General features: G+C 65.2%; 21 protein-coding genes. 12 read left to right on the top strand and 9 right to left on the bottom strand.

Annotation, left to right across the window (positions count from 1 at the left end; all coding sequences use genetic code 11):
- Positions 1–5: 5 nt before the first annotated feature.
- On the bottom strand, positions 6–764 hold the full coding sequence (locus NTCA1_RS11785; RefSeq protein WP_159830661.1) for an enoyl-CoA hydratase: 759 nt from the start codon (positions 762–764) through the stop codon (positions 6–8).
- 205 nt (positions 765–969) lie between these two features.
- Here NTCA1_RS11785 and NTCA1_RS11780 point away from each other — a divergent pair, with 205 nt between their 5' ends.
- Both NTCA1_RS11780 and NTCA1_RS11775 read left to right on the top strand, forming a co-directional pair.
- The gene (locus tag NTCA1_RS11780; RefSeq protein ID WP_236549267.1) at positions 970–1,602 is read left to right on the top strand and encodes a hypothetical protein; all 633 of its coding nucleotides are present in this window, start codon (positions 970–972) and stop codon (positions 1,600–1,602) included.
- A 57-nt stretch (positions 1,603–1,659) separates the two neighbouring features.
- A complete protein-coding gene (locus NTCA1_RS11775) occupies positions 1,660–2,187 on the top strand; it encodes a hypothetical protein (RefSeq protein ID WP_086491472.1) in 528 nt (175 codons plus the stop codon).
- Between the two features lie 7 nt (positions 2,188–2,194).
- On the opposite strand, the gene NTCA1_RS11770 is transcribed toward NTCA1_RS11775, so the two are convergent.
- The gene (locus NTCA1_RS11770; RefSeq protein ID WP_159830660.1) at positions 2,195–3,085 is read right to left on the bottom strand and encodes a MipA/OmpV family protein; all 891 of its coding nucleotides are present in this window, start codon (positions 3,083–3,085) and stop codon (positions 2,195–2,197) included.
- Positions 3,086–3,292: 207 nt separating this feature from the next.
- On the opposite strand from NTCA1_RS11770, the gene NTCA1_RS11765 reads away from it, so the two are divergent.
- From NTCA1_RS11765 to tenA, 3 genes are all read left to right on the top strand, one after another.
- Complete coding sequence (locus tag NTCA1_RS11765) at positions 3,293–3,682, top strand: VOC family protein (RefSeq protein ID WP_086491470.1); 390 nt, start codon at positions 3,293–3,295, stop codon at positions 3,680–3,682.
- A gap of 70 nt (positions 3,683–3,752) precedes the next feature.
- Entirely contained in the window at positions 3,753–4,565 is an 813-nt protein-coding gene (locus tag NTCA1_RS11760) for a S1/P1 nuclease (protein WP_159830659.1), read from the top strand.
- 11 nt (positions 4,566–4,576) lie between these two features.
- Complete coding sequence (gene tenA, locus NTCA1_RS11755; protein ID WP_086491469.1) at positions 4,577–5,239, top strand: thiaminase II; 663 nt, start codon at positions 4,577–4,579, stop codon at positions 5,237–5,239.
- Positions 5,240–5,247: 8 nt separating this feature from the next.
- On the opposite strand, the gene NTCA1_RS11750 is transcribed toward tenA, so the two are convergent.
- From NTCA1_RS11750 to NTCA1_RS11735, 4 genes are all read right to left on the bottom strand, one after another.
- Complete coding sequence (locus NTCA1_RS11750; RefSeq protein ID WP_086491468.1) at positions 5,248–6,576, bottom strand: Hsp70 family protein; 1,329 nt, start codon at positions 6,574–6,576, stop codon at positions 5,248–5,250.
- 108 nt (positions 6,577–6,684) lie between these two features.
- Positions 6,685–7,989 carry a sugar porter family MFS transporter gene (locus tag NTCA1_RS11745; RefSeq protein ID WP_201282469.1) on the bottom strand — a complete coding sequence of 435 codons (1,305 nt, stop codon included), beginning with the start codon at positions 7,987–7,989 and terminating at the stop codon, positions 6,685–6,687.
- A gap of 134 nt (positions 7,990–8,123) precedes the next feature.
- The gene (gene glpK / locus NTCA1_RS11740) at positions 8,124–9,614 is read right to left on the bottom strand and encodes a glycerol kinase GlpK (protein ID WP_159830658.1); all 1,491 of its coding nucleotides are present in this window, start codon (positions 9,612–9,614) and stop codon (positions 8,124–8,126) included.
- 41 nt (positions 9,615–9,655) lie between these two features.
- A complete protein-coding gene (locus tag NTCA1_RS11735) occupies positions 9,656–10,465 on the bottom strand; it encodes an MIP/aquaporin family protein (RefSeq protein ID WP_236549266.1) in 810 nt (269 codons plus the stop codon).
- Positions 10,466–10,641: 176 nt separating this feature from the next.
- On the opposite strand from NTCA1_RS11735, the gene NTCA1_RS11730 reads away from it, so the two are divergent.
- From NTCA1_RS11730 to NTCA1_RS11720, 3 genes are all read left to right on the top strand, one after another.
- Positions 10,642–12,198 (top strand): glycerol-3-phosphate dehydrogenase, encoded by a 1,557-nt coding sequence (locus tag NTCA1_RS11730; RefSeq protein ID WP_236549265.1) that lies wholly within the window; start codon positions 10,642–10,644, stop codon positions 12,196–12,198.
- 50 nt (positions 12,199–12,248) lie between these two features.
- On the top strand, positions 12,249–13,046 hold the full coding sequence (locus NTCA1_RS11725; RefSeq protein WP_086491463.1) for a DeoR/GlpR family DNA-binding transcription regulator: 798 nt from the start codon (positions 12,249–12,251) through the stop codon (positions 13,044–13,046).
- Positions 13,047–13,180: 134 nt separating this feature from the next.
- Complete coding sequence (locus NTCA1_RS11720) at positions 13,181–13,870, top strand: hypothetical protein (RefSeq protein WP_236549264.1); 690 nt, start codon at positions 13,181–13,183, stop codon at positions 13,868–13,870.
- An 85-nt stretch (positions 13,871–13,955) separates the two neighbouring features.
- On the opposite strand, the gene NTCA1_RS11715 is transcribed toward NTCA1_RS11720, so the two are convergent.
- Positions 13,956–14,099: a hypothetical protein gene (locus NTCA1_RS11715; RefSeq protein ID WP_159830656.1), complete on the bottom strand. Its 144-nt coding sequence runs from the start codon at positions 14,097–14,099 to the stop codon at positions 13,956–13,958.
- A 229-nt stretch (positions 14,100–14,328) separates the two neighbouring features.
- Here NTCA1_RS11715 and NTCA1_RS11710 point away from each other — a divergent pair, with 229 nt between their 5' ends.
- Together NTCA1_RS11710 and ubiM are read left to right on the top strand one after the other, a co-directional pair.
- On the top strand, positions 14,329–15,858 hold the full coding sequence (locus NTCA1_RS11710) for a DHA2 family efflux MFS transporter permease subunit (protein ID WP_159830655.1): 1,530 nt from the start codon (positions 14,329–14,331) through the stop codon (positions 15,856–15,858).
- Positions 15,859–15,870: 12 nt separating this feature from the next.
- On the top strand, positions 15,871–17,094 hold the full coding sequence (gene ubiM, locus NTCA1_RS11705) for a 5-demethoxyubiquinol-8 5-hydroxylase UbiM (RefSeq protein WP_236549263.1): 1,224 nt from the start codon (positions 15,871–15,873) through the stop codon (positions 17,092–17,094).
- A gap of 18 nt (positions 17,095–17,112) precedes the next feature.
- Here the strand turns inward: ubiM and NTCA1_RS11700 are convergent, their stop codons facing one another.
- Positions 17,113–17,712, bottom strand: a complete 600-nt coding sequence (locus NTCA1_RS11700; RefSeq protein WP_159830654.1) for a biliverdin-producing heme oxygenase — start codon at positions 17,710–17,712, stop codon at positions 17,113–17,115.
- A gap of 86 nt (positions 17,713–17,798) precedes the next feature.
- A complete protein-coding gene (locus NTCA1_RS11695) occupies positions 17,799–20,030 on the bottom strand; it encodes a TonB-dependent hemoglobin/transferrin/lactoferrin family receptor (protein WP_159830653.1) in 2,232 nt (743 codons plus the stop codon).
- A gap of 48 nt (positions 20,031–20,078) precedes the next feature.
- Here NTCA1_RS11695 and NTCA1_RS11690 point away from each other — a divergent pair, with 48 nt between their 5' ends.
- Positions 20,079–20,228, top strand: a complete 150-nt coding sequence (locus NTCA1_RS11690; RefSeq protein WP_159830652.1) for a hypothetical protein — start codon at positions 20,079–20,081, stop codon at positions 20,226–20,228.
- On the top strand, positions 20,225–20,713 hold the full coding sequence (locus NTCA1_RS11685) for an Rrf2 family transcriptional regulator (RefSeq protein ID WP_159830651.1): 489 nt from the start codon (positions 20,225–20,227) through the stop codon (positions 20,711–20,713). The genes NTCA1_RS11690 and NTCA1_RS11685 overlap by 4 nt, the downstream gene beginning before the upstream one ends.
- Positions 20,714–20,730: the final 17 nt, after the last annotated feature.

Below are 20,730 nucleotides of genomic sequence, written 5' to 3'. Positions count from 1 at the left end.
GGCCGTCAACCGCGCCGGAACACCGGCGGGCGCTTCTCGAAAAAGGCGGCGAAGGCTTCGCGCGCTTCGGGAGATTGCACGGCCTCCCGGAAGACCCGCGCCTCTTCGGCTATCCGCAGCGACACCTGCTCTGCATCGCCTTTCATCAGGCGGCGCGTGGCGAGCAGCGCTTCGGGCGGCTTGGCCATGAGCACCGCCGCCTTCGCCCGCGCATGATCGAGCAGCCGTTCGGAAGGTACGACGGCCGTGACGAAGCCTGCGCGATCCGCGCTTTCGGCATTCATCGGCTCGCCCAGCAGCAGCATGGCCGCCGCCTTGGCATGGCCGAGGATCGCAGGCGCGAGCAGGCTGGAAGCGGCTTCCGGCACGATCCCCAGGTTGACGAAAGGCATGACGAAAGCCGCATCCGGCGCGGCGTAGACGAGATCGCAGTGGAACAGCATCGTCGTCCCGACACCTACCGCCATGCCCTGCACCGCCGCGACGATCGGCTTTTCGAACGCCGCGATCGCGCGAATGAAATCGAACGCCGCTTCCGCGCCTTCCGGCCCCGACATGAAGTCGGCCAGATCGTTGCCCGCGCAAAAGGTTCCGCCGCGCCCTGCCAGCAGCACGGCGCCGATATCCCGCCGCTCAGAAGCGGAAGCTAGCGCCGCCGTGATCGCGCGGTACATCGCCGAGGTCAGTGCATTCTTCTTTTCGGGCCGATCGATGAGGATTTCGAGAACACCGTCGTTCTCTGAAATCGCGATGCCTTCGCTCACTTGTCTCTCCATTTATCGTTCGCAGCCTGCCTGCCGGGCAATCGACTTTTCGTCAATCGTCGCGGCCGTTCTTCAACATCGGCGGCGCGGCTGCGATCCTTCCTGTTCATTGAAATAGTGTTTGCAACTTGCGGATAGACCTGAACTTGATTGCAGGGGCGGGGCGCTCTAGCCTGCTCATCTCTATACGGGGGACATGACGTCGATGCCTTCAGCCAGTGCCATTCTTGCCGCGCCCCTGGCGCTGCTTCTCGCCTCGATCGCGCCCGCTGCAGCAGTGGCACAAGTCGGCCCGGTGGCCGCGGCGCCCTCGGAAATCCCGGAAGGCTTCACACTGGCCGCCGACGGCACCACGCTGGTCCATACCGCCAGCGGCCTGCACTTCCCCGCAGAGTTCGAAGGCTTCAAACGCCTCAACGAAAAGACGTTCGATCCCAGCGGCGAATATGTCGCGATCGGCTATGACCGGCCGCTCGGCACCGGCAAGGACCACATCGTGGTGCGCATGGCGATCGTCCATATCGACCAGATGTCGGCGCGCGATCACTACATGATCATGCGCCAGGCCGCGATGGCCCATTTCGCCGCCCCCTCGATCGCCTCGGAAGGCCCTGCCAAGATCCCAACCAATCGCAAGCTGGATGCCTATCGCGGCACTTTCAGCGGCTATCGCGACAATCAGCCCTGGCTGTTCAGCCTGACCACGGTGAACTACGGCTACTGGAGCGGGCGCATGACTGCGGCATTCCCGCAAGCCCAGGCCGCCGAGGCGGAAAAGTACCTCGGCCTTCTGCTGGGCGAAGTGCGCGCGCAGAAGCCGAAGGCGCCCAAGCGCTGAACTATCTTGCCTGCATAATATGTTGATAGTGCTTGATATTGTTCCCATAGAGCCAGGATGACACGTCCCGCCCTCCTCATCGCCTGCGCCATGGCGGCCGTCGCGCCGTCTATGGCGACCGCAGCCGCGCCCGATTTCTTCGCCGCGGCCCTTTGCCAGCCGCCCTACTCCACGGCCTCGGCAACGGAGCTTTACGAGGCTGCGGAAAAGCTGGCCGAACCGGACACCTCCTCGCTCGGTGCGGCGATCTATCGCCTTCCCGCTCCCGTCGAGCGGGACGGCTTCACCGCGCAGGACGTGGTTTTCGCGGGCATGTCCGTGGGCGTGCTGCTGGAGGGGCAGGTCGCCGCAAAAGTCGCGGAACGTTACGGTCTTTCGCCCGAAACCAGCCACCTGTTCGGTTCATCCACCGCAGGCTTCGCGCGCCTGCTGCCCGACGAGCAGCAGGGCATGAAGGATCTGGGCCTGATTTCCATCGTCGCGCGCGAGGGGCCCGCCATGCCCGGCAAGACCCTACTCACCTGCGAATTCGTATCGAACGAAGACCGCGCCGCGCTGGAAGCCTACGAAAAAACCAGCCCGTGAGGCCGCTTCATCGGAAGGTATACTCCAGCCCCAGCGCGCCGCTCCACTGGTTGCGGCTGCCGACGTCGGCAACGATGGGCGAGCGGGCATAGGCGCCCAGCAGACGCTGATAGCCGCCCGTCACGAACAGGCCGACGCCGTGGAGGAGATTGCCGGAAATGGAATGGACCGCCATCGTGCTGAGGTTCCAGTCCTTCCAACCCGCCTTGTCGGCATCATCGTAGACGGGAAGCCCGCTCGCCCGGCTGCCTGCTTCATCGATGCCGTAGTAATATCGCCCGAAGCCCTGCCCGACGTAATCGGCGGAGGCGGAAAACGAGACGAAGGCATGCTCGGACAGCGGGGTGTCGTAGTCGATTTCCGGGCTGGCCACATAGCTGCCATGCGCGCCGGCGATGTCATGCTGGTAGGAAAGGCTGATCGACAGCGTATCGTAAGGGCTGGTCACGACCCCGGTGCGCTGGATACCCACCGAACCGCCAAGTTCCAACGCCGTGTCGCGTTTTCCCAGCGCGTTGACGGCCAGGTTTCCGATACCGCCCGTCCGGTCGAGTCGCAGCGCCGCCAGCGGCCCCAGTTCCAGTTTCCACCCAGGCTTGCCCTTCGAAGGCACGGCATCGACATAGAGCGCCGTGCCCGAGGTATTGAACGATACGCCCGAGACCTCCCCCTGGACGGCTGCGGTCGGCAAGACCCGGGAAGAGGCCGAACCGATGTAGGTGGGGGTGGAGGCAGCCCCCACGCCTATGGAAATCCGATCGCCGCCGATCTTCAGATCGTCCGGCCGACCGGAAACGTCCTGAGCCTGCGCCGTGCCGCCGATCAGCGCGGCGACGGCGCATGAGATCGCCAATGCAGGCCGGAGCGCGTCCGGCCAGGAAATCGTCGATAAGTACACTGCAATCGTCCCGAACCTGCACCGCCCGGCCCTTCCTGTGGCACATGAGACCAGCAGGAGGCATGGCGATCCGATGAACTCTGCGTAATCCGCAGATGCCATCCGTCTTGGGCCAAACGCCGCGCGGCTCGCCCCGTTCGGCGCAAGAGGGAAAAGACCTGCCAATGACCTCGGGACAGCAGGCACAGGCGCTGCTAGAGCACGCCCATGCGCGCCATACATCACATCGCCATCATCGCTTCCGACTATGCCCGCTCCCGCCGCTTCTACAGCGAGACGCTGGAAATGCCGGTCATCCGCGAAGTCTATCGGGAGGAACGCGCTTCCTGGAAATGCGACCTCGACGCCGGCAATGCGCAGATCGAACTGTTTTCCTTCCCCACGCCGCCGCCGCGCCCTTCCCGGCCAGAGGCTTGCGGCCTGCGCCACCTCTCCTTCGCCGTCGCCGACCTCGATGCCGAGATCGCCCGCCTCGAAGCTGCTGGCGTGGAATGCGAACCCATCCGCATCGATCCCTATACCGACAAGCGCTTCACGTTCTTTGCCGACCCCGACGGCCTTCCCCTGGAACTCTACGAAGAGGTCAGCGCGCCCTGAGCAGAGTACGCAGGCGATTGAATTGCCAGCTACAACTGGCAAGACCGTTCGGTTGCTGTATGAGAGCGCCATGCGCTTTTCGACTCTCGCCCTATCGCTCACCGTCCTGCTCGGCACCGCCTCCCCCGTCATGGCCTGGGGGCCGATCGGCCATCGCATCACCGGCGCCATTGCCGATGAGAACCTGAGCGGCGTCGCCCGCGCGCAAGTCCGCCTGCTTCTCGGCACCGAGGATCTTGCCGAAGCGGCAACCTGGCCGGATGACATGAAGTCGAACCCCGCGGAATTCTGGCAGAAGCAGGCCAGCCCCTGGCACTATGTCACGGTGCGCGAGGGCGATGCCTACAAGCCTTCGGACGCTCCGCCCGAGGGCGACGCCCTGACCGCACTGCCGCGCTTCACCGCGACGCTGCGCGATCCCAAGGCCTCGCAGGAAGACAAGCGCCTTGCGCTGCGCTTCATCGTCCACATCATCGGCGATCTCCATCAACCGCTTCATGTCGGCGGCGGCAACGATCGCGGCGGCAACGATTTCAAGGTGACCTGGTTCGGCAAGGAGACCAACCTCCATTCGGTCTGGGATTCCGGCCTGATCGAACAGCGCGCCCTGTCCTATTCCGAATATGCCCACTGGCTTTCGCGCCGCATCACGCCCGAGCAGGTCGTCGCGTGGAACGTGCGCGATCCGCAGGTCTGGACCTCGGAGAGCATTTCCCTGCGCAAGACGATCTATCCCACCAATACCAATATCTCGTGGGACTATGCCTATCAGCACCGCACGGAAATCGACGACCGGCTCGAACGCGCGGGCGTGCGGATCGCGGCCTATCTGAACTGGATCTTCGACCAGGAGGCTCCCGCCTCCAGTCCCTCGAAGCGCTGAAGGGAACAGGCGTGAGCTTTTGCGACACGATCTGGGAAGAGATCGCCCCGCTTCGCCAGTCGATCCTGGCCCATCCCTTCCTCAGCGAACTCGCGGAAGGAACGCTGGAGCCGGAGAGTTTCCGCCACTACATCGTGCAGGATAGCCTCTATCTTGCCGAATATGCCCGCGCGCTTGCCATCGCCGCCGCCCGCGCGCCGACGGCGGCAGGCAGGCTGGAGTTTTCGGACGGCGCGAAAGTGGCCGTCCAGGTCGAGGAAGCCCTGCACCAGGCCTTTTTCGCGCAGTTCGGCGTGACGCCGCAAACCGCCGTGCAGAACGAGGCGACCCCCGCCTGCCTCGGCTATACCAGCTACCTCTCCAGTCTTGCCGCCACGCGCAGCTATGAGGAACTGATCGCCGGAATCCTGCCGTGCTTCTGGGTCTATTGGGAAGTCGGCTGCGCCATCAAGCCGCGCGCGGTCTCGCCCAATCCCTATGCCGCCTGGATCGAGACGTATGCGGCGCCGTCCTTTGGCGAGGCTACCGACCGCGTTCGCGCCCTGGTAGACGAAGCCGCCGCCAATGCCAGCGAGACAACCCGCGCGGCCATGGCAAGCGCCTTCCGCAAGGCCGCGCGCTACGAATGGATGTTCTGGGATTCCGCCTATCGCCGCGAGGAATGGCCGATCTGATCGGGCGCTCAGGTCCGCTCCGTAGCCACCCATTCGGCAAGGTCCGGCGACTGCCCGATCAGCGCAAGACCATGCGCGATGGAGGTCAGTTCGTTACCCGCCGCGATGCGCTCCTCTCCGAAGCGCTGTTCGAACAGCGCGCGCACGGCGGGGATCAGGGAGGAGCCGCCCGTCAGGAAGACATGGTCGATCTCGCCTGCCCCCAGCCCGGCCTGCGCCAGCGCGCCGTCCACGGTTTCGCCGATGCGCTGAAGGTCGGGTGCGATCCAGCTTTCGAACTCCTTGCGCGAAACATCGGCCTCGATGGTGAGGGCTTCGCTTTCGAAACGGAACGATCCGTGCTCCGCGCCGGATAGCATGCGCTTGAGGCGGCCGACGGCCTCGTAGAGGCCGAAGCCCAGTTCATGTTCCACCACCGCGATCATGCGGTCGATGGCGGCCGGATCGGTGGCGCCGTGCTTCAGCTTCGCCAGTTGTTCCAGGGTACGGCGATTGCGCATCATGGCCAGGCGAGACCAGTCCCCGAAATCGGCGAAGTGACCGGCGGGAATTTCCAGCACTTTGTCGAAAGAGCGATACGTGCCGCCCTTGCCCAGCAGCGGCAGCACCAGATGGTCCATGATGCGATAGTCGAAACGGTCGCCCGCAATGCCGATACCTGCGGAGCCCAGCGGCACGCAGCGCCGCGCGGCGCCCGGTGCTTCCACCCGCACGATCGAGAAATCGCTGGTGCCGCCGCCGAAGTCCGCCACCAGCAGCGTCGCCGGCTCGGTGAGGCGCGAGGCGAAGCTGAAAGCGGCGCCGATCGGTTCGTAGACATAGTGGACCGGCCGCCCGAGCAGTGCGAACATCGCATCGTAGCGTGACCGCGCCAGCGCCTCGTCCGGGCGGGCACCGACGTAGCGCACCGGCCGCCCGACCACCACGCATTCGGGCAAGTCGCGCAGGGCATCCCCCGCATGCGCGACGAGGTGCTGGAGGAAGACCTGCCCCAGTTCCTCGAACCGCATGCGCTTCTCGAACAGCGTTGCCTGTTCGAACGCCGCGTTCGCTGCTACCGACTTGAACGATTGCAGGAACCGCGAACCTTGCGGAAACTCCAGGAATTCGGAGATCGCCCAGGGTCCCGCCTCATGCGCAAGGCCGCCGCGTACGCCTTCGTCCTGCCAGAAGCACAAGGCGGATCGGAACACCGAACCCGGGCCGCCGGGCGCCTTGAATTCCACGAGGTCAGCCTGACCTTCCTCACCCGTCAGCGCGATGACCGAGTTCGTGGTGCCGAAATCGATGCCGATGGAGCGGCGCGCGGCTTCGGAATGGGCCGGATTGGTCGGCATGGGAATGTCTTTGCCTCGGATAGATCGTGAGCGGGGAGCGGCCGGATCCTATTGCAGTGCAACATGGATCGCGCAAGCCATGACCCGCGAAGCCGGGGCGATCCTGCGCTACATGCTCTCCCCGATGGCTTCGAGTGAGCGGCGCTTGGTTTCGGGGAAGAAGGCCAGCACGACCACGAACTGAAGCGCCATCATGCCCGCGAACAGCCAGAACGGCATGGCCCGGGCCTGTGCAGCCATCAGCGGGAAACCGAAGGCGATGATCGCGTCCATGAACCAGTGGACCGACGAGCCGAGACTCTGGCCACGCGCGCGCACATCGGTGGGGAAGATCTCGCTGATATAGACCCAGATCACTGCACCCTGCGAAAACGCGAAGAAGGCGATGAAGCCGATCAGCAGATAGAGCAGCCAGCCCTGATGAGTGCCACTGCCGAAGATCGTCGCAACGCCGGCCAGCGCCGCGGTGAGGCCGACCGAGCCGATCAGCAGCAGGGTCTTGCGGCCGATCCGGTCGATCACGGTCAGCGCCAGGGCCGTGAACAGCAGGTTGCAGGCGCCGATGACGATCGCCTGCCTGTCGGCCGAAACGCCGGAGAAACCCGCCGCCGCGAAAATATCGTTGAGATAATAGAGGATGGCATTGATGCCGGAGAGTTGGTTGAACGCGGCAATGGCTATGGCCAGCAGCATCGGGCGATGGTGGCGCCGCCAGCTGAGCCGGGGCGCATGGGTCTGCCGTTCCGCGTTGCGCCATGCGGCCAGCTCTCCCGCCACATCGGGATTGCCGAGCTTGCCCAGCACTGCCGCCGCTTCCGCCTCCCGGTCCCTGGCGAAAAGCCAGCGGGGGCTGTCGGGAATGGTGCGCATCATCACCAGCAGGACCACCGCCGGGATTGCCGTCACGCCGAACTTCACATGCCAGTCGAGCGGGCCGAGGTTCAGGCTCGATACGAAGTAGTTGCTGAGGTAGGCGACCAGAATGCCCAGCACGACGTTGAGCTGGAACGTCCCGACCATCATGCCCCGCCGCTCCGCAGGCGCGATCTCCGCAATGTAGACCGGCGCCAGCACCGAGGACGCGCCGACCGCAAAGCCTGCCAGAACGCGCATGACAAGCAGCATCGGCCAGTTCACCGCGAGAAGGCAGCCGATGCCGGAAACGAGATAGAGCAGCGCGATCGCCTCCAGCGAGGTCCGCGCGCCGTAGCGGTCCCCGGGTATCCCGGCCAGCAGCGCGCCGGCGAGCGTTCCCCAGAGCGCGCTCGAAACGGTAATTCCCACGCCGGTGGCATCGAGCCCAAACGCCGTGCGGATGCCTTCCGTGGTTCCGGCGATCACCGCCGTGTCGAAGCCGAACAGGAGACCGGCCAGCGCGCCTACCAGCACGCCCCGGAAAAGCGTTGCATTCATGATCCTGTCCCCTCTCATCCGGCCCGCGAAAACGGTTGCCGCTCCGGGAGATACCGCAGGATTCCTCGACCAGCCAGAGGTTTGTCAGCCCGTTGGCCCTGGCGGCGCCGGGATGACCGCCGGCGCCCTTACGCCTACTTGCTGAGCGTCCTGCGCACGGCATCATGCCAGCCGTCGATCAATTGCCTGCGCGTGTCCCCGGCCATTTGCGGCGTGAACAGGCTGCCCTGGGTCCAAGTCGCCGCCAAAGCGGCAAGATCGGGCCATACACCGGTCGCCAGTCCGGCATGGAACGCAGCGCCCAGCGCGGTCGTCTCCAGATGGACGGGGCGCTCGACGGGCGCTTCCAACATGTCCGCCAGAAACTGGCAGAGCCAGTCGTTGGCCGCCATGCCGCCGTCCACGCGCAGCTTTGCCAGTGGCGCGCCGCCGTCCGATACCATCGCGCGGGCCAGGTCCATGGTCTGGTAGGACACAGCCTCCAGCGCCGCGCGGGCAAGGTGCGCCTGCGTGGCGCCGAGCGTCAGGCCGAAGATCGCCCCGCGCGCATCGGGATCCCAATGCGGCGCGCCCAGTCCTACGAAAGCCGGGACCATGTAGACGCCGTGATTGTTCGGCACTTTCGTCGCCATGTCGTTGGTCTCCCGGGCATGGGTGATCACGCCGATGCCGTCGCGCAGCCATTTCACGGCCGCACCCGCCACGAAGATCGAGCCCTCCAGCGCATATGTCATCTTGCCGCCGAGACGATAGGCCGGCGTCGTCAGCAGCCGGTTCTCCGAAGCGAGCGCTTCCGATCCGGTGTTGAGCAGCATGAAGCAGCCGGTGCCGTAAGTGGACTTGGCCATGCCCGCATCGAAACAGGCCTGACCGAAGAGCGCGGCCTGCTGGTCTCCGGCCATGCCTGCGATCGGAATTTCCTTGCCGAACAGGTCCTTGCTCGTCATGCCGAAGACATGGGCATTATCGTGGACTTCGGGCAGCATCTGCATGGGCACCCGGAACAGGCGGCAGAGTTCCTCGTCCCAGCGCTGTTCGCGGATGTTGTAGAGCAGGGTGCGACCGGCATTGGTCACGTCGGTGGCATGAACCTTGCCGCCGGTCAGGCGCCAGAGCAGGAAACTGTCGATCGTGCCGAAAGCCAGTTCGCCGCGCTCGGCGCGGGCGCGGCCGTTGTTCACGTTGTCGAGGATCCAGGCGAGCTTGGTGGCCGAGAAATAAGGATCGATCAGCAGCCCGGTACGCGCCCGCACGTCCGGTTCGGCGCCGTCCGCCTTGAGATCGGCGCAGAGCCGCGCCGTCCGGCGATCCTGCCAGACGATCGCCCGGTGGATCGGCCTGCCGCTTTCACGCTCCCAGACCACCACGGTCTCGCGCTGATTGGTAATGCCGATCCCAGCAATGGCCGCCGCGCCCACGCCGCTGCGCTCGATCGCCTCGCGCGCGACTTTCACGGTGTCCCGCCAGATATCCTCGACGTCGTGCTCCACCCAGCCCAGATCGGGATAGTGCTGCTCGAACTCGCACTGCGCCGTGGCGACCGGACGCGCGGCATCGTCGAAGAGGATCGCGCGCGTGGATGTGGTGCCCTGATCGATGGCGAGAACGTGGCGAGGTTGGGTCATATCGAGGACTCTCCGAGGATATCTTGTCGCTCTAGTCAAGCTTAGGGTTGGGACGGCGACTTCTGGCGAGAGGGCAGGTAGGGCTTGATCGCGATCTGGTAGACGCCCGCCCCGGCGACACCGCCGACCAGCGGCCCGGCGATCGGCACCCACCAGTAATGACCCGGACTTGGAAAGGCGGAACTTCCCCAACCGGCGAAGTAGGCGAAGATACGCGGGCCGAAGTCTCGCGCGGGATTGATCGCCCAGGCTTCGAGATAGCCGCCCGAGGCGCCGATCATGGCGACCAGCAGGCCGATCATCAGCGCACCGGAATTGGCACGCGGGGCGGTGTCGTTGAATTCGTCGGTAATGGCGAAAATGCCCAGAAGCAGGATACCGGTCAGGATCACCTGATCCCAGAAGGCATGGATCGGCGTGATATGCTCTCCGGGATGGGTGAAGAACACGCCCGCCGCACCGCCACCGGCGCGGGTCATGCCGTGCGCGGCATTGTAGGCATCGATCACCGGGTGGTAGAGTTGCAGCACCAGCGCCGCGCCGATCACGCCGCCCAGCACTTGCGCACCCCAGTAGGGCAGCACCTTGCGCTTGGGAAAGCCGCGAAACAGCATGAGCGCCAAGGTTACGGCCGGATTGGCATGGGTGCCCGAAACCGATCCGGTCACGTAGATCGCCATGGTGACGGCAAGCCCCCAGGCGATGCACACGCCCCAATAGGCCTGCGCGTAAGGACTGGGATCGTAGAGCGTGATCATGGCGGCGGCGGAATCGCCGATCGTGATGATGATGATCACCGCCAGCATTTCGGAAATCAGTTCGCCGCGCAATGCGCGCAGGTCCTGTGCCACTTTCGATCCTCTCGCAAATCGGCCTTTCGCCCGGCAGGCTGCTTTCTGCGCACGCTTTCAAACGAACGTCAACAGTTTCGTTTGCATTTTCGTTTTCGAGATTGTATTTTCAATAACGAAAACACTTCACGAAAATCGCGAGAGCCGAAATGCCCCAGACCAAGGGAGAACACCCAGTGCAGCCCCCCGCCCCCGGTGCGCAGGACGAATCCTATGACCTGCTGATCGTCGGCGGTGGCGTAAACGGTGCGGGCATCGCCCGCGACGCGGCCGGGCGCGGCCTCTCGGTGCTGCTCGTCGAGCAGGACGATCTTGCCAGCCACACCTCCTCGGCCTCGACCAAGCTGATCCACGGCGGTTTGCGCTATCTTGAGTACTACGAGTTCCGGCTCGTCCGCGAGGCGCTGATCGAACGCGAGCGGCTGCTGGGCATGGCGCCGCATATCATCTGGCCGCTGCGCTTCGTCCTGCCGCAGTCGCTATCGCCCCGCCCTGCCTGGATGGTGCGCCTCGGCCTGTTCCTCTACGACCATCTCGGCGGCCGCAAGAAGCTGCCCGGCACGGAGACGGTCGATCTCGATCGCGGGCCGAAGGGCGATGGATTGAAGGCCCAACATGCGAAAGGCGCTCACGCGAAAGGGAAAGGCCAGAAAGGAAAAGGAAAGGCTTTCGTCTATTCGGACTGCTGGGTGGAAGACAGCCGCCTCGTGGTGCTGAACGCGATGGACGCTGCCGCGCGCGGCGCGCGGATCGAGACGCGCACCCGCCTCTCGGCCGCCGTCAGCGATAACGGCGGCTGGCTGGCCACCATCGAAAGCCCGCAAGGTGCGCGCCAGGTCAGGGCGAAAATGCTGGTCAATGCGGCAGGTCCCTGGGTCGATGCGGTGCTGCGCAATCTCGGCAGGGCCAGGGACGATCGCGGCGTTCGCCTCGTCAAGGGCAGCCACATCGTCGTGCCCCGCCTCTACGAGGGCGACCATGCCTTCATGCTGCAGAACCCGGATCGCCGCATCGTCTTCGCCATCCCCTACGAGCGCTACTTCACGCTGATCGGCACGACCGACGAACCCTGGACCGAAGCGCCCGGCAAGGCACAGATCAGTTCCGGCGAGATCGACTACTTGTGCGAGACCGCCAACCGCTACTTCGAGCGTTCGGTGAGCCCGCAGGACATCGTGTGGAGCTACGCCGGCATCCGCCCGCTCTATGACGATCATGCCGCCAATGCTTCCGCCGTCACGCGCGATTACGTGCTCGACTTCGAAAAGGGCGATGGCCGTCAGGCGCCGATGCTCTCGATCTTCGGCGGCAAAATCACCACCTTCCGCAAGCTCGCCGAGCACGCGATGGAGCATATCGCCGAACTGTTCCCCGAGGCCGCCACGCCGTGGACCGCAGGGGCGGTGCTTCCCGGCGGCGACATTGCGGAAGGCGACTTCGATGGCTTCCTCGCCACGCTGACCGGCCGCTATCCGGGTATGCCGCGCGATCTGCTGCGCCGTCTCGCCCGCGCTTACGGCACCAGGACTGCGGATGTGCTTGGCGATTCCCGAACGCCTGCCGATCTCGGGCAGGACTTCGGCGGCGGGCTTCATGCCCGCGAAATCGACTATCTCGTCGAAGCCGAATGGGCGCGCAGCGCCGAGGACATCCTGTTCCGCCGCAGCAAGCTGGGCCTGCATGTACCGCCGGGCACGGCCGAGGCTGTCGACGCCTGGCTCGCGCACGATTGATCGATGCGCCCCGGCCGCGCTAAGGCCCGAATTCGGAACGGGGAAGAGCCATGATCGAGACCACGGCGGAGAGCAACGGCGATATCGTGGCCCAGCGCCGCGCCCATATCCTGGAGATCGCGCGCGGGGCAGGCAGCGTCAGCGTGGACGATCTCGCCGAGCGGCTTGGCGTGACGCCGCAGACAATCCGCAAGGACCTGAACGTGCTTGCAGGCCAGTCGCTGCTCTCGCGCGTGCATGGCGGCGCGCTGATCACTTCCGGCGTGGACAACCTTGCCTACGACAAGCGCCGCGACGTCGCCTCGGATGCCAAAGCGCGGATCGGCGCCGCGGCCGCGGCGCTGATCCCGGACGGTGCCTCCCTGTTCATCAATATCGGCACCACGACGGAGGCGGTCGCGGCGAACTTCACGCACCATCGCAACCTCATGGTGATCTCCAACAACCTCAACGTCATCGACACCCTGTCCAGCCATCCCGCGCTGGAACTCGTCAGCGTCGGCGGCAAAGTGCGGACCGGCGACCGGGCCGTGGTCGGCGCGCTTGCCATGCGCTTCATCGAGAATTTCCGGGTCGATTACGCGCTGATCGGCATCTCCGCGCTCGATACCGACGGCAGCCTGCTCGATTTCGCGATCGACGAAGTGGAAGTTTCGCAAACCATCATCCGCAATGCGCGAAAGGTGATCCTCGTCGCGGATTCCTCGAAAGTCGGCCGCTCGGCGCCGGTGCGGGTCTGCGGCATGGAAGCGATCGACTTCCTGGTCTGCGACCGCATCGCCGATCCCGACTTGCGCAGCGCCTGCGAGCGCGCCGGCGTGAACATCATCGAGACGCAGCTGACCTGATTTTCACACCGGACGGTCAACTCCATGCAGCACTCCTGATAAGGCACTGACGATAAGGCACTGACGATAAGGCACTGGCCTTGCAGACGGCGATACGTCATGCTGCCGTTTCGAGGTGCTTGTCAGGAGAAAACGTGTTCCATTCGACGATGTTAGCCGTAAGCGCGATGGTCGCTGCGGTCATTGCGCCTGCAGCGCTCGCCGATACGCCGCGCGAACTTCTTACCACGGCCGCATTCCAGGCACCCGACAAGAAAAAGGCACTGGCCCTGATCGGTCAGGCCATCGCGGAATCGGACCGCATCCTCGTGGCCCGGCCGGGCGATCATGAAGCCACGCTCCAGCGCGCCATCGCCGTGGGCTACCGCGCCAAGCTGACGCGCAGCCGCACCGATGCGCGGGCCTCGCTGGCGGTGTTCCAGCGGCTGGCGGCGCAGAACCCGCGCGACGCGGAAGCACAGATGGTCATTGCCGGCTGGCATCTCGACGCGATCGACCAGCTTGGCGGTCTCGTCGCCCGCACCGTGCTCGGCGCCAAGGCCGAAGCGGGCGAGGCGGCGCTGAGCCGCGCCCTGACGCTTGGTGGGAACCGGGCCTTCTATCCCGGTCTCGCCGCTCTGATGCGCATTCGCAAGGACGAGGGCGAGGTCGCGCAGGCGCGCCGCCTGGCGGAAACCGCCGCAGCCGCCCCCGCGCCGACCGCGCTGGATGCCCAGATGAAGCGCGCCGCCCTCAGCATCCTGCCTTCCCTGCGCGCCAACGACGGAAATTCCGCCGCCCGCCTTTCGCGCAAGCTGCTGCCGTTCGGAAAGATTGCCGACTAGGGCGCCCTCATGCGGCGCCGCTTTCCCAAGCGAAAGCCTCGGGCGACCTTCTTCCGAAAGCAAAGGCGCCCTCTTCGGTGATCTCTCAGGCAATGCCGTCCGCTGCGGTGCCGCAGGCTTCGATGGCGTTTCGCGCCATGTCCGGTGTCGTTTTTTCAAACGACGGCATGAAATCGCAGCCGCCCAGCGCCGGGATGCAAGCCAAAAGGATCAGGAAATTGCGGTACATACGGCCGAAATAGCCTGCCCACGCTCTGTCGCATAGGCATACTAAGGCAGGATCCCCGGCACTCACGCGCCGTCAAGACGACAGGTTCCAATTCACGGTCAGTTGCCTATATGAATTCCATCGGCACGCCCGCGTGACAGATGGACGGCCTGCTGGGCGGAGGGGATCTTACAAGTCCGCGAATACGAAAGTTGCCCATGCCATTTCTCCCCCCAAGCACGCAGGCCCCATGTTGAGGCCGCGTCGTCGCGGCATTGCTTCGGTCAATGCGGAAGTGCGCGACGGCATTGTGCCCGCCGCCGGTTCGATCGCCCAGACGCGCGACGAAGGCCCTGCGGAATCGGGAGCGAACTACCGGCTGGTGGCGCTGATCATCGCCTCGGCCCTGTTCATGGAATTCGTGGACTCCACCGTCCTCGCCACCGCCCTGCCCACCATGGCGCGCGATTTCGGTGTGCGCCCGCAGGAAATGAGCGTCGCCCTGACGTCCTATCTTCTCGCGCTGGCGGTGTTCATCCCGGCGTCCGGCACGATCGCCGATCGCTTCGGATCGCGAACGGTATTCCGCGCCGCGATCTTCCTCTTCGTCCTCGGCAGCCTTGCCTGCGGCCAGTCGGTAACGCTGGAAATGATGGTGGCCTCGCGCTTCATCCAAGGCGTGGGCGGTGCGATGATGATCCCGGTCGGCAGGCTGGTGCTGCTGCGCTCCGTGGCCAAGCAGGACATGGTCAATGCCATGTCCTGGCTGCTGGTGCCCGCGCTGATCGGCCCGATCATCGGCCCGCCGCTGGGCGGGTTCATCGTGACGTATCTCGACTGGCGCTGGATCTTCTACATCAACCTGCCGATGGGTTTCCTGGGCTTCTATCTGGTGGGCCGGTTCATCGCCAATATCCGCGAGGACGAGCCCGCCCGCTTCGATACCCTGGGCTTTGTCCTGAGCGGTCTCTCGCTCGGCTGCCTGCTGTTCGGCTTCGAGATGGTGAGCCGCCCCGGCGAAAGCACGATGGCCGCCGCGCTGATCGCGGTGGGACTGGTCACCGGCCTGCTCTACGTACTCCACGCCCGCAAGCGTGAGAACGCCATTCTGGACCTTTCGCTGCTGAAGGACGAGACGTTCCGCCTTTCGGTGATAGCGGGTTCGATCACGCGCATCACCCAGGGCGCGCAGCCATTCCTGCTGCCACTGATGATGCAGGTCGGCTTCGGGTTCTCTGCCGCGCGCAGCGGCACGATCACCGTGGCCACCGCGATCGGCTCGCTGGCCATGAAGAGCTTCGCGCCGCGCGTGCTGCGCCGGTTCGGCTTCCGCCGCGCGCTCGTATGGAACGGCGTGATCGCCACCGCCGGTTACGCGGTCTGCGGTCTGTTCCAGCCGAGCTGGCCGGTCTGGGCGATGTTCTGCGTACTGGGGCTTTCGGGCTTCTTCATGTCCTTCCAGTTCACCGCCTACAACACCATCGCCTACGACGGCATCGACAAGAAGCAGATGAGCCGCGCGACGGCCTTCTATTCCACCTTCCAGCAGCTCATGCTGTCGCTGGGGATCTGCGTGGCGGCCATGGCCCTACACCTGGCCATGATGGCGAACGGCGATGCCGCCCCCTCGCTCACCGATTTCTCGATCGCGTTCTGGGTGGTGACGGCGATCTCGCTGACGGCGACGTTCTGGAACTTGCGCTTCGCCCCCGATGCCGGGGCGGAAATTTCCGGCCATGCGCCCGAAAAGGAACCGGAGCGGCAGCAGGAAGCGGCGTGATTGACCTGAATCATGTCGCCCGCAATCAGGATCGCGCATGAGCGGGCCGGCAGCATGATGGAACGATCGAAGATGACGCATGACGTGGTGATAGTGGGCGCCGGCCCCGCCGGACTGGCCCTTGCAGCGGCGCTTGCAGGTTCGGGCCTGCGGATCGCCTTGGTCGAGCGTCAGCCGCTCGCGGCCATCGCCTCGCCCGCCGTGGACGGCCGCGAGATCGCGCTCACCCATCGCTCCGTCCGCGAACTGCGCGCTCTAGGCGCCTGGGAGCGCATCCCGGCGGACGGCATCGCGCCCTTGCGGGAAGCGCGCGTGCTGAACGGCGGGTCGCCATTCGCGCTCTCGTTCGGAAGCGGCGCCGAGGAGCGCCTCGGCCATCTCGTATCCAACCACCTCATCCGCCGCGCCCTGTTCGAAGTGCTTGAGGCCCTTCCCGGTGTCGATATCCTCCCGGAGCGCTCCACCGCCGCGATCAGCGGCGGGCCTCGCGCCGTCTCGATCCGCTGCGAAGACGGCGAGGAACTGCGCGCGCCTCTGCTGGTCGGCGCGGATTCCCGCTTCTCGTTCGTGCGCGACCAACTCGGCATCGGCGCGGAAGTGAACAGGCTTGGGCGCGCCATGCTGGTCTGCCGTGTCGCCCATGACGGCGATCATGGCGGCGTGGCCACCGAATGGTTCGACCATGGCCAGACGATCGCGATGCTGCCGCTGAACGGCCGCCAGTCCTCCGCAGTCCTGACTTTGCCCAGCGCTGATATCGCGCACCTCGCCGCGCTCGATCCCGCAGCGCTGGGCGGGGAACTGACGCGGCGCTACGAGGGAAGGCTGGGCCGGATGGACCTTGTCGGCCCGGCGCATGTCTATCCGCTGGCCACGACTTATGCGCGCCACTTCGCCGCGCCTCGCGCCGCCCTGATCGGCGATGCCGCGGTAGGCATGCACCCGGTGACGGCCCATGGCTTCAACCTGGGGCTGGCCAGCGCCTGCCTGCTCGGCACGCTCGTTGCGGATGCAGCGCGGCAGGGCAAGGATATCGGCAGTTCGCTGCTGCTGCGCCGCTACGAGGCCACCCACCGACTGGCGAGCCGCCCCATCTACACCGCCACGAACGTGATCGTCGGGCTCTATACGGCAGAGCACCCGGCCGCGCGCGCGGTACGCCATGCCGGGCTGAGGGCCGCCGCCCGGCTGCCCCTGGTTTCACGGGGCGTCAGCCGATTGCTGATGCAACCCTGACGCACCCGTTTTTCAGCTTCAGCTATATTCCTGTTCGACCAGCGCATGGACGCGCCGGAACGCGGCATTGGCGCCGTCGATCACCCGGGCCTCTTCCGCTTCGTCCAGCACGACACCGTCGAGCGCCCCCGTGAAGGAGCGCCAGTGCTGTGCCCGGCCGTCAGGGTGGCCGGCAAGATGGCGGGCGCCCCGGTTCTCGTCGAGGCCCAGCGCCCGCGCCATCTTGAAAAGAAAGGCCGCGCCGAGGTTCGATCCTTCCGCGACATAGAGCCAGCCGAGCGCCGTCGGCAGGTCTGCCCCGTCCGGCCCGAAGCGCGGCGCTTCGTCATTTTCGGGAACTGCAAGCGACAAATCCCCGAGATCCTGCGCGATCTGCTCGAACCGGCGGCGCTCAGCCAGGTCCGGCAGGAGGTCAGCCAACTCGCGGTTGTCGTAAAGCGCGTCGATGTCGCGGTGGAACTGGTATTGCACGGCCAGGAAACGGCCGTAATTCCCGACGGAGGCAAACGGCTCTCCCGCCATGATCCGCTTGTCCAGCCGATCGTGGGTTTCCGTGGTAGCCGCCTTCAGACGCTTGGCGCGGCCGACCTCGGCCGGGGCCTGAAGTGTCGTATCCATGGGTTGTCCTTCTTCCATTGCTTCTCGCAGACCGGATCGTGGTCCGGGTATGAGCGGCGCCACTGCCCCCATACCCGGACCAGAGATCAGAACGCGAGTATCATCGACGCCTTGTAGGTCCGCCCAGGCTGGCTGTAATAGCTCTGGGAGACCGTGGCGCTGTCCGAAATGTCGAGCGCATTGTAATAGGTCTTGTCGAGCACGTTGTACACGCCGCCCTGGAAGCGCAGCCCTTCGAACAGGCCCGGCTTCACCCAGGCCGTGAAATCGACGATGCCATAGCCCGGCGTCTTGTTGATCGTGGAACTGGGATCCTCGACCTTGTTGCGCTTCGCCGCGACGGTGGCGGAAAGATCAGCGCCGAAGGAGGTCTGGCTATAGCCGATCCCGGCAATCCCGCGCAGCGGCGGGATCGAATTGAGGTAGACGTCCTCGTCCGTATCCTTGCCATGGGAATAGGCGATCGAGCCCCAGACCCGCCAGTTGTCAGTCAGCGCCCACTGCGCGCTGGCCTCGATGCCGTAGATGCGGACATGGGCACGGTTCACGTACTTGAACACGCCGAAGGGATAGCTGCCGCTCAGGCCCGCTTCCGACGCGGTCGTGGTGATCGTGTCGATGAAGTTGCGATAGTAGTTGTCGTAGAAGCTGACCTTGGCACCGCGCTTCGCATCGCCGAACTTTAGCCCGACTTCGTAGCCCTTGCTCGTCTCCGGCTTCAGATCGGGATTGCCGATGCTGACGTAGGAACCGGTGCCGCCATAGGTCAGGTAAAGCTCCGTCGCGGAAGGTGCGCGGAAGGCCTGGGCATATTGCGCATAGGCCGTCAGGCTGGGCGTGATGTCGTACTCGGCCATGATCTTGGGCGAGAAACGGGAATCGCTGGAACGGGCAGGAAGGCCTTCATAAGCGGCATTGACCGTGTAGCCGGGCGTTTCCTGCGGGGTGCGGCGATACCAGTCGAAACGAATGCCCGGCGTAAGGTGAAACGCGCCGAAGGTCATGCGATCCTGAAGGAACAGGCCCAGGTCGATCCCGTCGACATCGGGCATGTCCGACTGGTTGACGTGCAGGAACGAGCAGGAGCGGATCGCCGGCGTGCAATTGTCGACGCCCGAGGCGTACTGGCTGGTCTTGGTCGCATAGACTTCACCGCCCAGACTGATCGCGTGCTGCACCGCCCCGGTTGCCGCGCGGCCGATGATCGAACCGTTGGCGCCCCAGGATTCGTCCTGAAGATCGCTGTCGCGGTCGTACTGGCCGATCGGTGCGGTGGTGCGCATGGCCCGCGTGTAGGTGCGCAGGTTCAAGCGCTGCCAGTAGCCGACCAGATGCGCCTGCTGCACGAAGCCGTCGCCTTCGGCCTGATAGTCGTACGTCCCGGCGACGCGCTTGCGCTTGTTCTGCTCCAGTGTGCGGTAGGACGAATATGTCGAGCCGATGCTGGTCAGCGTGTTCTCGTCATAGCTGCGCTTGAAGGTCTCGCCGGTCAGGCCGATACGGTGCCCGCCACCCAGATACTGGTGGACCTTCACCAGCAGGTTTTCCTGATCGTAGGAGGCCGGATTCTTCTCGGTGCGGCTGGTGCCGGTGCCGCCGATATTGCCCTGGTTCTCAATCTCGTGGCCGTTCTGATAGCCGCCCTGGATCAGGACCAGCGTATCGCCGGTACGGAACGCGGCGGCCTGGTTGAGATAGACGCTGTCGCTGGCGCTGTCATAGGTCGCCTTGCCCAGCGCGCCCTGCTTCTTTCCGTCCGTCAGCAGATCCTCGGGATCGAGCGTCCGCACCGCGAAGACGCCGCCCAGCGCGCCCGCACCGAAATAGCTGGAATCCCCGCTCTTCACCACGTCGATGGCGCTGAGCGAGTTGAAGTCGAACGCCGCGACGCCGCCCTGCACCCCGCGCGCGCCGTCGTTCATCCAGGGCAGGCGGATGCCGTCCACCGTGGTCAGCACGCGGTTGGAATCGAGACCGCGAATGTTGATGCTCTGGTTGCTGCTGCTGAAATTGACCCCGGCATCCACGCGGCGCGCATATTCCGCGATATTGTCGACCATGCGGTCACGCAAGGTTTCCGCCGAAGTACTGGTGGTGAGCACGGCGGGCTTGCCTGCGGCATTGCGATCGACGCCCTGCTGCTGATCGCCAATCGCGGTATCTTCCACGCGAACCGAACCGAGCTTCACCGGGTCCTCGTTGGCGGCGGCCTCGTCGGCCGCATGCGCCTGCACCCCGACGCAGAAGAACGCCGCGGCGCCGAGTGCGGAAGTCTGTCTCAGCACGCGAAGGAGAGCGCGCCGTTGGGAAGAAGTCATTGATGTTCCGTTCTACTGCTAATGATTCGCAGGAGCGGTATGTGCCCAATGTCGCGCACGGATTTCAATGCTCAAATGATTGCTGCCGAATATTTTGTTCAGGCGCAGAAATCGGCGCGTTTCGGCGCCCGCCGTTGCCAAATCGGCACGGCCCATCTAGGATACCGGATGTCCATAATCGAGCCGATCCTGCGATGAACCTCAAGAACCAGGTGGAATGGGCTCTCCACTGCTGCGCCGTCCTGAGCAATCTGCCGGAAGGGCGCTATCTTTCCACGCGCAGCCTGTCCGAATTCCATGGGGTGCCGAAGGAATATCTCGGCAAGGCCCTGCAGGCGCTGTCGAAGGCAGGGCTGGTCCATACGACGCTGGGCCCGAGCGGCGGCTACCGGCTGGCGCGCACGGCGGGGCAGATCAGCTTTCTCGATGTGGTGGAGGCCGTGGAAGGCCGCAAATCCACGTTCCAGTGCAGCGAGATCCGGGCCAACAACCCGTGCCGACCAAAGGGCGCATGCGACGACAGGCCCTGCGCCGTCGCCCGCATCATGTGGCGGGCCGACGAAGCTTGGCGCCAGTCGCTATCGGCCGTGACCTTGGCCGATCTGCAGGACATGCTTCAGGAGGAACTCTCGCCTGAACTGCTCGGCAAGAGCTTCGACTGGCTCATGGAGCGGGCAAGCTGAAGGCGGCCCGGTGAAGG

It is taken from the genome of Novosphingobium sp. TCA1 (assembly GCF_009811895.1).
Lineage (GTDB): Bacteria > Pseudomonadota > Alphaproteobacteria > Sphingomonadales > Sphingomonadaceae > Novosphingobium > Novosphingobium panipatense_A.
The sequence above is the reverse complement of the archived record's forward strand: the minus strand, read 5'-3'. Positions and strand labels throughout refer to the sequence as shown.